This window comes from Aldersonia sp. NBC_00410 (assembly GCF_026342035.1).
In the GTDB taxonomy this organism is placed as follows: domain Bacteria; phylum Actinomycetota; class Actinomycetes; order Mycobacteriales; family Mycobacteriaceae; genus Aldersonia.
Window position 1 is genome coordinate 212,988 of the sequence record NZ_JAPENM010000010.1, and the last position, 18,008, is coordinate 230,995.

Annotated in this window: 1 protein-coding gene (only partly in view); it reads right to left on the bottom strand. The window is 66.9% G+C overall.

Annotated features, from left to right (window positions below):
• Window positions 1–17,986 carry the beginning of a non-ribosomal peptide synthase/polyketide synthase gene (locus tag OG921_RS22220; RefSeq protein WP_266114710.1) on the bottom strand. 21,923 nt of this gene lie to the left of the window's left edge, so 17,986 of the gene's 39,909 nt are visible here — the first part of the coding sequence; its start codon is at window positions 17,984–17,986; its stop codon lies off the left edge, out of view.
• Between the last annotated feature and the right edge of the window lie 22 nt (window positions 17,987–18,008).

Genomic DNA, 18,008 nt, shown 5'->3' on the forward strand with positions numbered 1-18,008 from the left:
CGGCGACATCGACGGGGTAGGACTCGAACACCACGAGCGTGTCGAACAGCGCCGGCAGACCGGTCGTGGCCTGAATGTCGGCGAGGCCGACGTAGTGGTGGTCGAGGAGCTCGACCTGCTGACCCTGTAGCCGGCCGATCGTCGCGGCGACCGATGCTGCACTGGACAATTCGATGCGGACCGGCACCGTGTTGATGAACAACCCGACCATCGCCTCGACGCCGGACAGCTCGGCAGGCCGACCCGAGACGGTCGCGCCGAACATCACGTCCGTGCGCCCGACCATGCGCGACAGCAGGATTCCCCAGGCCGATTGCACGACGGTGTTCACGGTGACGCCGAGCTCCGAGGCGAGCGCCACGATACCGCTCGTCCGGTCCTCGTCGAGCTCGAATCGATATTCCTCGGCGGGCGCGTCGAGCAGGCGACCGTTGTCCGCGGGCGCCAGCAGGGTCGGTTCGTCGACGCCTTCCAATGCGCCTGCCCAGGCCCGCACCGACGCGGCATGATCCTGGCTCGCGATCCATTCCAGGAAGCCGGCGTACGAGCGCATCGGCGGCAGCACCGAGCTGTCCCCTCGTGCCGCGTACAGCACGAGAAGATCCTTCAGCAGCAACGGCATCGACCAGCCGTCGAGCACGATGTGGTGGTTGGACACCACCAGTTGCCACCGATCGGCGCTCGTCTGCACCAAGATGAATCGGACCAATGGCGGGGTGGCGAGGTCGAACTGCTCGGTGCGGTCCTGGCCGATCAGCTGCGCGAGGGCGCGGTCCGCGTTCTCGTCTGCGGTCAGATCGACCTGGCGCCACGGGGTTCGAACGTTGTCCAGCACGACCTGTACCGGCTCGCCCGCCGAATTGGTCGCGAACGCGGTGCGCAGATTGGGGTAGCGATCGAGGACGCCTGCCGCAGCAGCCTGGAGTCGTGCGGCGTCGACCACGCCGTCGAGTTGGACAACCACCTGTGCGGTGTAGACGTCCACCGAACTCGCCGCGAGTTGAGCATGGAACAGCAGACCGCGCTGCAGTGGCGACAGCGGCCATGCATCGGTCAGATTGGGGTATCGCGCTTCCCAGCCGTCGACATCGCGCTGGTCGGCGGCAACCAGGGACAGATCGGATGGGGTGCGCCCGCCCGCGTCGGGCCGCTGTGCGTGCCGCACGACCGCGTTGAGCGCGTCGGCCCACAGTGCGGCCATCTCCACGACCTCGTCGCGGGCGAGCAGCGTGTCCGGATAGCCGAAGGTCGCCGATAGCTTGCCACCGACGACGACGGCGTTGATGTCGACGGCCGCTGTGGCCGGCATATCCGGATCCGGATCGGCCGCCAGGTCGGTGATGTCGGACGCCGGTGTCCAGCCGTACCCGCCGAGCGCTTCCGGAATATCCGTCGTCGAAACTTGGCCGAGGTAATTGAAGCTGATCTGGCCGACCGGATCAGCCGAAAGCTGCACTGCGGTCTCGGCATTGAGATAGCGCAGCATTCCGTAGCCGATGCCCTTGTCGGGCAGTGCGCGCAACTGCTCCTTGACCGCCTTGATCGCCGCACCGACGGCAGGGCCCGCGGCGAACGCGTCGTCGACGTCGATCCCGGTGAGGTCGAGGCGCACCGGGAAGATCGTGGTGAACCAGCCTGCCGTGCGGGACAGATCCGCGCCGGGCACAGCTTCCTCTTCTCGGCCGTGGCCCTCGAGCCGGATCAGTGCCGTCGGCTCTGCGGTGCCGCGGCGCGCCCGCCAGGCGGCAACCGCGAGCGCCAGTGCAGTGAGCAGCGCGTCGTTGACACTTCCGTGGAACAGGGCCGGCACCGTGGTCAGCAGCGCGCGCGTCATATCCTCGTCGAGTTCGACGGGCAGTTTCCGAACCGACTGCGCCAGATCCACCGCCGCGTTCAGTGGCCGCGGCCCGATCAATGGATCCGGCCCCGACTCGATCTCGCGCCACAGCGGCAGTTCGGCGACCCGCGCGTCGTCCACTGCCTGATCCTGTAGCGCGTGCGCCCAACGCCGCATCGACGTCGCGGGCGCAGACAACTGTGGCGTCTGCCCGGAACTCACCTGTGCCCACGCGACCACGAAGTCCGGGACAAGGATTCGCCAGGTCACGCCATCCACAGCGAGGTGGTGAGCGGCGACGACCAGTCGGCCCGATCGCGCCGTTCCCGCGTCCGCCGGCTCGAGCCACACGAACTGCAGCAGCACGCCCGAGGCGGGGTCGAGCCGGTCGAGCGCCGCATCGAGTTCTCGGGCAGCGAGGTTCGTCAGGTCGGCATCGCCGGCCGCCGCGTCGAAGCGAACGTGCGTGAGCAGGCCGCCAACATCGAGCGCACCGGGCGGCGGCACCTCGAGCCGCCAGTCGCCGGCATCGTCGCGGAAGAGTCTGGCGCGCAGGATGTCATGCCGCTCGATTACCGCGGACACCGTCGCCAGCAGTGGTTCCCGGTCGATGCCGAACGGGAGTTCCAGGACGACGGTCTGATTGAACCTGCCGAAGCCACCTCCGCGTTCAACCATGAAACGTACGACAGGGGTGAGCGGCAGCTCGCCGACGCCACCGCCCGGCAGTTCGGCCAGGGCGGTCGCGGCCAACTCGTCCGGTTCGGCGACCTTGGCAACCTCCGCGATTCCCGCAACGGTCCGGCGTTCGAACACGTGGCGCGGGCTGAACACCACGCCGCGCGCCTTGGCCCGCGACACGAGCTGAATCGACACGATGCTATCGCCACCGAGTGCGAAGAACGAATCATCGATGCCGACCCGATCGACGCCGAGCACCTCGGCGAAGACCTCGGCGATCGTGTGCTCCACCGGTGTGCGCGGTGCCCGGAACCCGACCTCGTCGGCGAACACCGGCGCCGGCAGCGCCTTCCGGTCGAGTTTGCCCACCGGAGTGAGCGGGACACGGTCGATCGCCATCACCGACGACGGCACCATATGCGACGGCAGCGCAGCGGCGACGAATTCGGTCAGCTCGGCCGTATCGATCGAGTGTCCCTGTGCGGCAACAACGTAGGACACGAGGGAGGTTCCACCCACACCACCGTCGTAGCCGATCGTCGTCGCGAATGCCACCGTCGGGTGTGCGTTCAGCGTCGCATCGATTTCACCGAGTTCGATGCGGAAACCACGAACCTTGACCTGAAAATCGCTGCGCCCCACGTAATCGAGCTCGAACTCAGCACGGCGCGGATCGGCCGTCGTGTGCACCCCGTCGACTGCATACCAGCGCACCAAGTCCCCGGTGCGGTACATCCGTGCGCCCGGCGCCCCCCACGGATTGGGCACGAAGCGCTCCGCGGTCAACCCGCCCCGCCGGTGATAGCCGCGCGCCAACGCGCCGCCGGCCAGATACAACTCGCCTGCCACGCCCGGCGGCACCGGGTGCAGGCGCGCGTCGAGCACGATCGCGCTCATGCCCGCCACCGGCTTACCAATGGTGATGTGTCGCCCCGGCTCCAACCGGGCGTACGACGAGATGATCGTCGTCTCCGTCGGCCCGTATCCGTTGAAATACTCCCGGCCCGGCGCCCACGTGGCCAACAACTCCGGCGTGGTCACGTCACCGCCGACGGAAAGCACCTCGAGGTCGGTGATCCCGGCCGGATCCATCGTGCCCAAAACCGCCGGTGTGATGATCGTGTGCGTCACGCGCTCGGTCACGAGCAACTCGGCCAGCTCCGGGCCACCGATGATCTCCGGCGGCACGATCACCAACGTCGCTCCCACATAGAACGCCGCGGTCCACTCCAACACCGACGGATCGAAACTCGGCGAACATATGTGCAGGAACCGCCCGGACGAACTCATCCGATACAGATCCGTGGCTGCCTCGACCAACCCGCCCAGCCCGGCGTGGGTCACCGTCACGCCCTTGGGTAGGCCGGTGGAGCCCGACGTGTAGATCACATACGCGGGATGGTGGGTCCGCAGCGGCACCACTCGATCGGCATCGGTCACCGTCTGTGCGGATTTCGACGCCACCAACCGCTCCGTGGCCGGGTCGTCGAGCACCAACCAACTGTCGGGCTCGGGCAGCCCCGCCACGAACTCGCTCCCCGTTATTCGAACCGATGCGGCCGAATCGGTCAGCATGTGCCGCACCCGATCGCTCGGATACGACGGATCCACCGGTACGTGCGCCCCACCGGCCTTGGTTACTGCCCATACTGCAGCCACCATGTCGTAGCTTCGCGGAAACGCCAACGCCACCAGGATCTCTGGGCCGACGCCGCGGTCGATAAGCACGCGAGCCAGCCGAGAGGAGTACTCGTCCAACTCGCGGTAGGCGACGGACCGGCCGCGATACCGCACTGCAGTCTTGTCCGGGTCGAACCGCACACCACGGGTCAGGTCGTCGGGCATCAACCCTCGCACCATGACGTCGTCACCATGGATATGGGTCAACAACTCGTGCTCGGCCGCCGACAACACCGGCAAATCTCCAACGGCCGCGCCCGGCGCCGAAACGATCGAACGCAACAACAAGACGAAACGATCGGCAAACGCGCGCACCGTCGGCTCATCGAACAAGTCCCGCGCATACGTCAGCGACGCCGCCAGCTCACGGGCCGCACCATCGCGCAACGTCAACTGCAAATCGAACTTCGCAACGTCGGCGGCGATGTCCACCGCCGCGAGCGAAAGGCCGGGCAACTCCGCGTCGGTGGTGGGCAGATTCTCGAACGACAACGCCACCTGGAACAACGGATGGCGCGCCGTGGAGCGCTCGGGATCGAGTAGCTCCACCAGCCGCTCGAACGGCAGATCGGCATGCGCAAACGCCGCCAGATCGGTCTCCCGAACCTGCTGCAGGAAGTCGAGGAACGACAATTCCGGGCGCACCCGGCTCCGCAACACCAACGTGTTGACGAACATGCCGATCAACTCGTCCAACTCACGCTCGCCACGACCAGCGATCGGCGTACCGACCGCAACATCGTCGGTGGCCGACATCCGGCCGAGGAAGACCGCGAGCGCCGCATGCACAATCATGAAGACGGTCGCGCCGTTCTGGTGCGCGATTTCTTCCAGCGCCGAACGCAAGCCGGCATCGACAACGAAATCCACATGCCCACCGGCGAACGACTGCACGCTCGGCCGAGGACGGTCCGTGGGCAGGTTCAGCTCGGTCGGCAAGTCCGTGAGCGTCGAACGCCAGTAGGACGCCTGCTCCGCCAGCAGACTGTCGGGGTCGTCCTCGGACCCCAACACCTCGCGTTGCCACAGCGCGAAGTCGGCATACTGCACCGGAAGCGGAGTCCACGGCGGCTCCTCGCCCCGAGAACGCGCCACATATGCCGAGACCACATCGCGGGTCAGCGGCCCCATCGACCATCCATCGGCACCGATGTGATGCGCCACGACCGCGAGCACGTGCTCGGTCGGGCCTACGCGGAACAATCCGACGCGCAACGGCACCTGCTGGGCGACATCGAACCCGGCGGACACGAAATCGGTCAGGACAGCGTGCAACTCGCCGTCGGCCACCTGCGCCGGCGACAACCGAAGATCGACCTCGGCGGCGGGCACCACGACCTGATGCGGAGTCCCGCCATGTTCGGGATAACGCGTCCGCAGTGACTCGTGCCGACGAATCACGTCGTCGATCGCCGAACGCAACGCGTCCACGTCGAGCTCGCCCGACAACCGGATCACCACCGGCAAGTTGTAGGACGCCGACTGCGTGTCGTACTGATTGAGGAACCACATCCGTTGCTGGGCGAACGACAACGGGATCAAATCCGGGCGCGGCATGGCGACCAACGGCCGCCTACCGGCGCCGGGCGTGTGTGATTCGAGTCGGCGGGCCAGGCCCGCCACCGACGAAGCTTCGAACACCGTGCGCACGGACACGGTGGCATCGAGTCGAGCCCCCAGCCGCGCGGCGACTCGCGTCGCGATCAGCGAGTTACCGCCGAGGGCGAAGAAGTCGTCGTCCAGACCCACTCGCTCGATCTCGAGCACGTCGGCGAAGGTACCGGCGACGATCTCCTCGATCGGCGTCGTCGGCGCCCGGAACCGCGCCGCGTCGACGACGGGCGCCGGCAGGGCTCGACGGTCGAGCTTGCCGTTGGCGGTGAGCGGAATCGCGTCGATGATCACGAACGCGGACGGAACCATGTATGCGGGAACCAGTTCTGTGACCCCGGTCCGTACCCGATCCAGGTCGGTCACCGAACCGGCAACCGGCACGACGTAGGCGACGAGACGCTGATCGCCCGCGACGTCCTCGCGCACGATGACGCTGACCTGCGCGACCGATTCCTGGGCCAGCACAGCGGCCTCGATCTCGCCCAACTCGATCCGGAATCCACGGACCTTGACCTGATCGTCGGCGCGCCCCAGGTACTCCAGATCGCCGGCTCTGTTCCAGCGCGCCACATCGCCGGATCGATACAACAGCGTGCCCGCGGGACCGAACGGGTTCGCCACGAACCGCGACGCGGTCAAACCCGGCCGGCCAAGATAGCCGCGAGCCAATTGCGCACCCGCGACATACATTTCACCCGGCGAACCGACCGGCGCCGGCGCCATGCGCGCATCGAGCACGAATACCCGAAGACCCGCAATCGCGCGCCCGACCAAGCTCCCGGGCGTATCCACGACCGTCGCCTCGTCCAACTCCCGGTGCGAGACATGCACAGTGGTCTCGGTGATGCCGTACATATTCACCAGCCGCGGTGCATCCTCAGCGTGCCGGCCGTACCAATCGCGCAGGCGCCGCAATTCCAGCGCCTCGCCGCCGAACACCACATAACGCAACGCCAGCGGCTGCGCCGAGCGGTCCGCGATCCGATCCGCCTCCGCGAGCTGATAGAACGCCGACGGCGTCTGATTGAGCACCGTGACGCGTTGCTCGCGCAGCAATTCCAGGAACTGCTCGGGCGAACGCGACGTGTAGTAATCGACCACGACCAGCGTGCCGCCGTACAGCAGCGGGCCCCACAGCTCCCACACCGAGAAGTCGAATGCGTAGGAGTGGAACATCGTCCACACATCCCCAGCACCGAAACCGAAACTGTCGGCCGTGTTGGCGAACAAGGTCACCACGTTGCGGTGCGGAATCTGCACGCCCTTCGGGCGCCCCGTCGATCCCGACGTGTAGATCACATAAGCGACATGCGACGGCAGCAGCGTCGCACGCCGATCCCGGTCGGTGACCGGACCATCCGACACCGCCGCGGCATCGCGCCCGTCGACCGGCACCACCGTGAGGTGGGCGGGCAGTTCGACGGTATTGCCGGACTCGGCGATCACGCAGATCGGTGCCGCGTCGGCCAGCATGAAAGCGATACGATCCGCCGGATACTCCGGATCCACGGGCAGGTACCCGCCGCCCGCCTTGATCACCGCCAGCAGCGCGACCACCAAATCCGCGGACCGCGGCAATGCCACTGCGACCAACGACTCCGGCCCGACACCCGCCCCGATCAGCAACCGCGCCAACCGATTCGCCCGCGACTCCAGCTCCCGGTAGGTCAGCGAAACCGACCCGAACCGCACCGCAGTCTCGTCCGCGTGCGCCGCCACCACAGCCTCGAACATCTCCGCCAACGTCGCATCGGGCAGCACACCCGGACCCGTCGAGGTCCACCGCTCGAGTACATCGACCCGCTCGACCGAATCGAGGACATCGATCGCCCCCACCGCCGCGTTCGGCGTCTCGACGACCGCACGCAGAATCCGCACGAAGCGCTCCGCGAAACCCGAGATGGTCTCGGGATCGAAAAGCTCTGTGGCATAGGTGAACATCGCCGTGAGACCGGCCGGCGTATCGCCCGAAACATGCTCGGCGACGGTGAGCTGCAGGTCGAACTTCGCAATGCCGGGATCGAAATCGAGCACCCGCACCGCGAGACCCGGCACCGTGAACTCGGGCACCTCGACGGCCTGGAAGGTCAGCACGATCTGGACCAACGGGTGGTGTGCCTGCGACCGGACCGGGTTGAGTGCCTCGACCAGCCGGTCGAACGGCACGTCGGCATGGGCGAACGCGGCCAGATCGTCGGCGCGTACCTGGGCCAACAACTGCTCGAAGGTCGATGCCGGCGCGACGTCGGTGCGCAGCACCAGCGTATTGACGAACATGCCGATCAGGTCGTCGAGGACCTTCTCCCCGCGACCCGCGATCGGCGTGCCGATCACGATGTCGCGGGTTGCGCTGACACGCGCCACCCACGCGGAAAGCGCGGCGTGCACGACCATGAACAGCGACGCCGAGTTGTCGCGACCCAGGGTGACCAGTCGCTGATGTAGTTCCGCGTCGATCGTGAACTCGTGGTGCGCACCGCGATTCGACGCAACCTCGGGCCGTGGCCGGTCGCCGGGCAACTCGACCTGATCGGGCAGGTCGGCCAATCGCTGCGTCCAGTAGGCGATCTGAGTCGAGATCGGTGACTGCGAGTCCGATTCCGCGCCGAGAACCTCGTGCTGCCAAAGGGTGTAATCCGCGTACTGAACGCCAAGTCCCGGCCAGGTCGGGTCGAGGCGGGCGACACGGCTCTGGTAGGCGGTGATCACGTCGCGCACCAGCGGGCGCACCGAGAAGCCGTCCGCGCTGATGTGGTGGAGCACGAGGACCACGACGAATTCGGTCGCGCCGAGCTCCAACAGTGTTGCGCGCAACGGGATCTCCACCGTCACGTCGAACGGGGCAAGCGCGAGATCGAGAATGCGCGACTGCACCCCGTCGACCGAGGCGACCTCGACCGCAAAGGGGTCGGCGACGTCGGCGACCGGAACGATCACCTGCGTGCCGATTCCGTCCACGGCCGGATACATCGTGCGCAGCGCCTCGTGCCGCTCGAGCAGGTCGTAGATCGCTGCCCGCAGTGCCTCGACGTCGACCGCCCCGTTGATCCGCAGCACGATCGGCATGTTGTCCACTGCCGAGGCGGCGTCGAACCGATTCAGGAACCACATGCGCTGCTGCGCCAAGGCAAGCGGAATCTGCTGCGGCCGTTCGCGGGGGCCCAACGGCGGACGACCCTCGGCGTGCGGTGCGGCCTCGATCCGGGCGGCGAGTACCCCCACGTTCGGTGCCTCGAACAAGGCCCGTACGGGCACCTGGGTTTCCAGTGCCGCGCCGAGGCGCGCGACGACCTGGGTGGCGATCAGCGAGTTGCCGCCGAGCTCGAAGAAGTCGTCGTCGAGCCCGACCCGACCGGCGCCCAGTACTTCCGCGAAGACACCGGCGACGATCTCCTCGATCGGGTTGGCCGGTGCGCGGAAGACCCGCGCGGCGCGCAACGGTGCCGGCAGCGCGGCGCGATCGAGCTTGCCGTTGCTCGTGAGCGGCAGCGCGTGCAGCACGACGAGGGAGTCCGGCACCATGTAGCGCGGCAGGGTGCGCCCCAGCGCGCTCTTCACACCGCTGTCGTCGACGAGTGTGTCGGCGGCAACCAGATAGCCGACGAGTTGATCGCCGAGCCGCGGATCGTGATGCACCACCACGGCCGCCTCGGCGACCTTGTCGAGCGCGAGCAGCGCATGTTCGATCTCGCCCAACTCGATGCGCAGGCCGCGCAACTTGACCTGCAGGTCCGATCTGCCGATGTACTCGAGCGCACCGTCGGCGCGCCAGCGCACCACGTCGCCGGTCCGGTACAGCCGACTTCCGTTACTGCCGAATGGATTCGCGACGAACCGTTCGGCAGTGAGGCCGGCCTGTGCGTAGTACCCGCGGGTCACCTGCACGCCGCCGACGTAGAGCTCACCGCGACTGCCGCGCGGTACCGGGTGCAGCCGCTCGTCGAGCACGTACACCTGCGTGTTCCACACCGGCGTTCCAATCGGCACGAACGCACCGGTGGCAGCGCCGAACTCGGCGATCGTGGCCTGGCCGAACTGCGCGGTGGTGATCTGAATCGTCGATTCGGTGGGTCCGTAAAGATTCTGCACCGTTGCTCCGGTGGCAGCGGCGATCCGCTCGGCGTTCGCCGTCGGCAAGGGCTCGCCACCGACGAGAATCTGCTCGAGCGAGCCGCAGTCGAACGAGTTCGACGCCGCGGCGAAGCTCGGCAGCAGCGAGGGCACGAACGACAGCTTCGTCACACGTTCGCGCTCGATCGTCTCCCCCACGTAACCGGGGTCGAGGTGTCCGTCGGGCGGTGCCACCACGACTCGTGCGCCGGAGAACAGTGTCGCGAACTGCTCCCACAGCGACGCGTCGAAGGTCGGTGGCGTTTTGTGCAGCACGACGTCATGCGGTCCGAGGTCGTATTGCTGCTGCATCCAGAGCAATTGGTTCACCACCGACCGGTGGCTGACCGACACGCCCTTGGGCCGGCCCGTCGAGCCGGAGGTGAACAGCACATACGCGAGGTTGTCGGGCAACAGCGGCGCGGTCCGCTCGATGTCGCGGATGGGTTCGCCGGACAGTTCTGCCGAACGCGCCTCCGTGACGTCGACCACCCGTGCGCGAGTCGGCACCGACGTGTCGCCTGCCACGACCACCACATCGGGCCGGGTCGTGGCCATGATGTAGGCGACGCGTTCGGCCGGATGCTCGGGATCGATCGGAACATAGGCCGCGCCCGCCTTCAGCGTTGCATACGTCGCGACGATCAGATCGACGGAACGCGCGATCGGCAACGCGACGACCGACTCCGGGCCGACACCGAGCGAGATCAGCACGCGGGCAAGCCGGTTGGCCTGTGCGTCGAACTCGGCATAGGTCAACTCGCCCGCAGCCGAGGTGATCGCGACCGCTTCCGGGGAACGGACCACCTGGCGGTCGAACAGCGAGACCAGCGTTTCATCCGGCACTGGGTGACCAGTCTCATTCGGCTCGGCGAGCAGCCGATGCCGCGAGTCCGCGGACAGCAGGTCGACGTCACCGACGACGATGCCAGGATCGGCTGCCGCGGCCGCGAGCATCCGGAGGAACTGATCGCAGATCTGCGCGACGGTCCCTGCGTCGAACAGACCTTCCGAGTACACCATCTGGCCCAACAGCCGGGTCCGCCCTGCGCTGTCGGTCTCCTCGACCAGGGTGAGGACGAGGTCGAACTTCGCGGCCGGGGCGTCGATCGGGAGCTCCGCCACGGAGAGTCCCGGCATCTCGAAGGAGATCTGGCCCAGGTTCTGGAAAGCGAGCATCACCTGGAAGATCGGGTGGCGCGACTGGGACCGGGCCGGATTCAGTGTTTCGACCAGCCAGTCGAACGGAACGTCGGCATTCGCGAAGCCGGCCAGGTCGCCTTCGCGAACCGAGGCCAGCAGGTCCGCGAAACGCGCGCCGGGCTCGACGACGGAGCGCAGCGCGAGGGTGTTGACGAACATGCCGATCAGGTCGTCCAGCGCGTGCTCGCCACGACCAGCAACCGGCACCCCGACCACCACGTCGGACATACCGCTGATCCGCGAAAGCAATGCGGCGAACGCGGCGTGCACGACCATGAACAGCGTCGCTCCCTGTTCGGCGGCAACACTGTTCAGGCCTGCGACGAGGCTGTCGGCGACCTCGAATCGGTGCGTGCCGGCGTCCGTGGAGCGCACCAGCTCGCGCGGGCGGTCGAACGGGAGCGACAGCTCGTCCGCGATGCCGTCGAGCGCGGCGCACCAGAACGAGAGCTGCTGCGCTGCTACCGATTCCGCATCCTCGCGCGAACCGAGCAGATCACGTTGCCACAGTGCGTAATCCGCATACTGCACGTCGAGCCGAGACCACGCGGGCGATTCCGACCGCGTGTGGGCGACATAGGCGGTCAGCACGTCGCGAACCAGGGGGGCCATCGAGAAGCCGTCGGCCGCGATGTGATGAACGACCATCGCGAGCACACAACGGTCGGCACCGACCGTATAGAGCCGCAAGCGGATCGGTAGTTCCTCGGTCACGTCGAAGGGCTGCGCGGCGAACTCGGCCAACAGTCCACTGATCGGCCCGGTCACGGCGTCGGCAACCGAGAACTCCTCCGCGGCCGTCCATGCCGGGACGACGGACTGGAACGGCACACCGGCGTCCGACGGGTAGATCGTGCGCAGCGATTCGTGCCGGACGACGACGTCGTGCACCGCGGCACGCAGCGCCGAAATGTCGATGCGTCCATGGAGTTCCACCGCGAACGGGATGTTGTCGGCAGCCGAATCGGGTTCCAAGCGGTTGAGGAACCAGATGCGCCGCTGCGCAGGCGACAGTGGGACGAGCTCGGGGCGGATTCGTGGGCCGAGGGTCGGCCGGCTGATCGCGTCGGCGTTCGACTCCACGTTGGCCGCGAGACCCGCGACGGTCGACGCATCGAACAACGCCCGAACACCGATGTCACGACCCAGCTCGGCACTCAAGCGCGCGGCGACCTGGGTCGCGATCAGCGAGTTGCCGCCGAGTTCGAAGAAGTCGTCGTCGGCTCCGATCCGCTCCGCACCGAGCAGGTCACGCCAGATCTCGGCGACGATCTCCTCGATCGGCGTGCTCGGCGCACGGAAGGATCGCACCTGGAACACCGGCGCCGGCAACGCCTTTCGGTCCAGTTTTCCCGACGAGTTCAGCGGAAGCGTGTCGAGCACAACGAATGCCGCGGGAACCATGTAGACGGGCAGCCGCGCACCGAGGTCGGCGGTGACGTCCGCGAGGTCGATTTCGCGCTCCCGCTCGGCGACGAGATAGCCGACCAACTGCCCACCCGTCGACGGGTCGCTTCGCACGAGGACCGCGGCTTGGGAAATCGACTCCTGCGCGATGAGTGCGGCCTCGATCTCGCCGAGTTCGATCCGCAAGCCGCGCAACTTCACCTGGAAGTCGGTGCGCCCAAGGTACTTCAGCTCACCGTCACCGCGCCACGTGACGAGGTCGCCGGTGCGGTACATCCGATCACCGGGTGCACCATATGGATTGGCGACGAAACGCTCGGCCGAAAGGTCCGGACGCGCGACGTACCCGCGGGCCAGCTGAACGCCCGCCAGATACAGCTCGCCCGCGACCCCGACCGGCACCGGGCGCAAGCAGGAGTCCAAAACGAACACTGCGGTGTTGAACACCGGCGCACCGATGGGCACCGAACCGATGTCAGCAGGCTCGACGGCGTGGTAGGTGACGTCGATGGCGGCCTCGGTCGGGCCGTACAGATTGTGCAGCGGCGCCGAGGTGACCGCCCGCAACTGGCCGGCCAACGCGCTCGGCAGCGCTTCGCCGGAGGCGAATATTCGTCGCAGCGTCGCCAGGTTCGCGCGGCCCCGTTCGGCGACGAACACCGCAAGCATCGACGGCACGAAGTGGAGTGTCGTCACCCCGCGTCGATCGATCAGGTCGAACAGGTACGCCGGATCGCGGTGGCCGTCGGGGCGGGCCACCTCGAGCACCGCGCCGACCTGGAGGGGCCAGAAGAACTCCCATACGGACACGTCGAAGGTGGCCGGGGTCTTCTGCAACACGACGTCGGTGTGGTCGAGCCGATATTCGGATTGCATCCACACCAGGCGGTTGACGATCGCAGCGTGCGTGATGGCGACGCCCTTGGGCCGTCCGGTCGATCCGGACGTGAAGATGACATATGCAGTGTTGAAGGCCCGCAGCGGCGAGCGCCGTTCGGCGTCCACAAGTGGGTCGCCGGCAAACGCGTCGAGCACGAGCCGGTCGATTTCGACCACCGGCACACCGCTCACATGCGGATGTGCGTCGGCAACGGTGGTGAGCACGCACACCGGCCGTGCGCTCGCGACAATGTACTCGGTCCGCTCGGCCGGGTGGTCGGGGTCGAGCGGGACGTATGCACCGCCCGCAGCCAGTACCGCGTACATGCCGACGACGAGATCAATCGAACGGCGCATCCCCAGCGCGACAAGCGATTCCGGACCGACCCCGGCGGTGACGAGGTAGCGGGCCAGCCGGTTCACTCGCGTGTCGAACTCCGCGTAGGTCAGCTCGTCGTCACCGAACCGAACCGCGACGGCGTCGCTATGGCCAGCCGCGGACCGCGCGAACATCGAGGCCAAAGTTGCCCGCGGATCGACGGGATACTCGGTTCCTTGCCACTCGGTGAGCACGTTCGCACGTTCGCGCGCGTCGAGCAGATCGATGGCGCCGACGTCGACTCCGGGATCGGTGAGAACTGCATCCAGCACCCGTTGGAAGCGGTCGGCGAAGGACGCAATCGTCGCGGCGTCGAACAGGTCGGTGGCGAACGAGATAGCCGCGGTGAAGCCGGCCGGGCTGGTTGCCGACAGTTCGGACAGCGTCAGATGCAGGTCGAACTTCGCCAACTTCGGGTCGAAGTCGATCGTCGACACGCTCAGCCCGGGCAGGTCCAACGAGACCGGCCGGGTGTTCTGGAACGTCAGCATGACCTGGAACAGCGGGTGGCGCGCCTGGGAGCGGGAGGGGTTGAGGATCTCCACCAGCCGCTCGAAGGGCAGGTCGGCATGCCCGAAGGCCGCAAGGTCGCGCTCGCGGGCCTGCATCAGCAGGTCGACGAAGCTGGTCCCCGAATCCACCTGCGTGCGCAACACCAGGGTGTTGACGAACATACCGATGAGTTCGTCGACCGCCTCTTCCCCTCGGCCGGCCACCGGTGTGCCGATCGCGACGTCGGACGTATTCGACAGTCGGGCCAGCAGCGCCGCGAGCGCGGTGTGCATCACCATGAACAGCGATGCGTTGTGCGCCTGCGCGATTTCCAGCAAGCCCCGGTGGGTACCGGACGGGATCACGAAGGTGTGTGTCCCGCCCTGGTAGCTGGCCACGGCAGGCCGCGGCCGGTCGGCGGGGAGGGTGAGTTCGTCGGGCAGGTCGGCAAGTTGGTCGGTCCAGAACGCGACCTGCTGGGAAATGAGCGAGCTCGGGTCGTCCTCGGAGCCGAGCACTTCGCGGTGCCAGAGCGCAAAGTCCGCGTACTGCACGGGCAGCACGCTCCACGCCGGGGGCTCCCACGCGATGCGGGCGGCGTAGGCGAGCATCACGTCACGGGCGAGCGGTGCCATCGACCAGCCGTCGGCCGTGATGTGGTGCACGACGAGGCCGAGCACATACTCGTCGTCACTGAGCTCGAACAGGCGCCCGTGGAGGGGGACCTCGAGGGTCACGTCGAATGCGACGGAAGCGAAGTCGATCAGCGCCTGCTGCAATTGCGCGGCGGCGACCGGTATCGGCGTGAGGTCGGGGACGCTCTGCGGCGCATCGAGCACAATCTGCTGTGGGCCGAGCGGGGAATCCGGAAAGACGGTGCGCAGCGACTCGTGCCGGTCGATCACGTCGATGACGGCGATCTGCAACGCCGCGATGTCCAGGTCGCCGGTCATCCTGATCGCGATCGGGATGTTGTTCACCGTCGAGGTGGTGTCGAAGCGATTCAGAAACCACATCCGCTGTTGCGCGAGCGACAACGGAATCCGCTCGGGGCGGTCCTGCGGGGCGAGCGCCTTGCGGGCGCCGTTGCCGGCGTGCGTTTCCAACCGGGCGGCCAGGCCTCCGACGGTGGGGGCCTCGAACAGCAGTCGAACCGGCACACGGGCATCGAGCGCACTGCCGAGCCGCGAGGCAACCTGGGTGGCGCTCAACGAGTTTCCGCCGAGTTCGAAGAAGTCGTCATCCGCGCCCACCCGGTCGACGCCGAGGACTTCGGCGTAGATGCCGGCGACGGCCTGCTCGATCGGTGTGCTCGGTGCCCGGAATTCGCGCGTCTCGAATACGGGCGCCGGCAGCGCATTACGGTCCAGCTTGCCCACCGGCGTGAGCGGAACCGCGTCGATGACGACCACCGACGCGGGCACCATGTGGCTCGGCAATGTCCGGGCAACGAAGAAGGTCAGATCATTCGTATCGACCGACCGCCCGCGCTTCGCGGTGACGTAGGAGACCAGCATGGTCGCGCCGAATGCGGCGTGGTGCGCCACGGTCGTAACGAAGTCCACGTCCGGGTGTGCGGCGACCGCTGCGTCGATTTCGCCGAGCTCGATGCGGTAGCCGCGCACCTTGACCTGAAAATCGCTGCGCCCGACAAACTCGAGTTCCAGCCGAGCACTACCTGGATCGTCGAGAGTGGGAGCACCATCGACGGGAAACCACCGCACGACGTCTCCGGTGCGATACATCCGCGCACCCGGCGCTCCCCATGGATTGGGTACGAATCTGCCCGCGGTCTGTCCGGGCCGATCGTGATAGCCGCGTGCGAGTGCGCCGCCCGACAGATAGAGTTCGCCCGCCACCCCGATCGGCACCGGATGAAGCCGGTCGTCGAGCACCACTGCAGACATGCCGTGCACCGGTGTTCCGATGGTGATTCGCCGACCGGGCCGCAGCCGGGCGTATGACGAGATGATCGACGTCTCGGTTGGCCCATATCCGTTGAAGTAGCGCCGGCCGGGTTCCCACTTGGCGAGCAGCTCGGGCGTAGTCACGTCGCCGCCGACAGAAACGACCTCGAGATCGGTGATATCGGTCGGGTCGACACTGCCGAGCACCGCAGGCGTGACGATGGTGTGCGTCACCCGCTCGGATCGCAGGACATCGGCCAACTCCGGGCCGCCGATGATCGACGGCGGGACGATGACCAAAGTCGCTCCGGCCCAGAACGTTGCCATCCACTCCAGGACAGACGGATCGAAGCTCGGCGAACAAACGTGCAGAAATCGTCCGTGCTCGGACATGTGGTATAGATCCGTGGCCGCTTCGACCACGCCACCGAGACCAGCGTGGGTGACCGGAACACCCTTTGGCATGCCGGTCGATCCGGACGTGTAGATGACGTAAGCCGGATTCTGCATTCGCAACGGACGCAACCGGTCCGCATCGGTGACCGGACCCGCCGATACCGCCGCGAGCAATCCGCGTGTCCCCGAATCATCAAGGAGTAGCCAACTATCCGGATCGGGCAGGCTCATCACGAACTCGGCCGTGGTCAACCGCACCACCGCGCCCGAGTCGACGAGCATGTGCTGCACTCGCTGTTGCGGATAGTTGGGATCGACCGGGACGTAGGCCGCACCGGTTTTGGCCACGGCCCATACCGCGGCGACCATTTCGTAGGACCGCGGCAACGCCAACGCCACCAAGGTCTCCGGGCCCACGCCCCGCTCGATCAACACCCGAGCCAAACGCGACGAATACTCGTCCAACTCCCGATAGCTGATCGACCGACCTGCATAACGCACCGCAGTCTTGTCCGGATCCCAGCCGACCGCCCGAGTCAGCAGATCCGCAAGGAATCCGCGCGCCATCACGTCATCGCCATGGACGTGGGTGAGCAACGCATGTTCGGCACCCGACAACACCGGCATATCACCGATCGCGGTATTCGGCTGTCCAACAATGGTGTCGAGCAACAACAGGAACCGGTCCGCGAACCCACGAACCGTGGACTCATCGAACAAATCGCGCGCATAGCTCAGCGACGCCGCCATCGCCCCGCCCCCGGACTCGCGCAGCGTCAACTCCAGATCGAACCTCGCGAACTCGGCAGCCAGATCAACCTGACTCAGAGTCAACCCCGGCAACTCGGCATCGATCGCGGGCAGATTCTCGAACGAGAGCGCGACCTGAAACAGCGGATGTCGCGCAGTGGAACGCTGCGGATGCAGCAACTCCACCAACCGCTCGAACGGCAGATCAGCGTTGGCGAAAGCCCCCAGATCGGTCTCCCGGACCTGCGCCAAGAACTCCACGAAAGTCGCACCCGGCGCCACCCGGGTACGCAACACCAACGTGTTGACGAACATGCCGATCAACTCGTCCAGATCACGCTCACCCCGGCCCGCGATCGGCGTGCCGATCGCGACATCCTCGGTCGCCGAGATCCGCGCCAACAACAACGCCAACGCGGCGTGCACCACCATGAACTCGGTCGCACCATTGTCGCGAGCAATGCCCGACAGCGCCGCACGCACACCCGGACCGATCGAAAACTCCACGCGCCCACCGGCAAAGGACTGCACACTCGGACGCAACCGATCCGTGGGCAACCCCAACTCATCGGGCAGACCGGCCAACACCGTCCGCCAATAGAATGCCTGCGCCGACAGAATGCTGCTCGGATCGCTCTCCGAACCGAGCACGCATCATGTGCTTCGTTCGGAC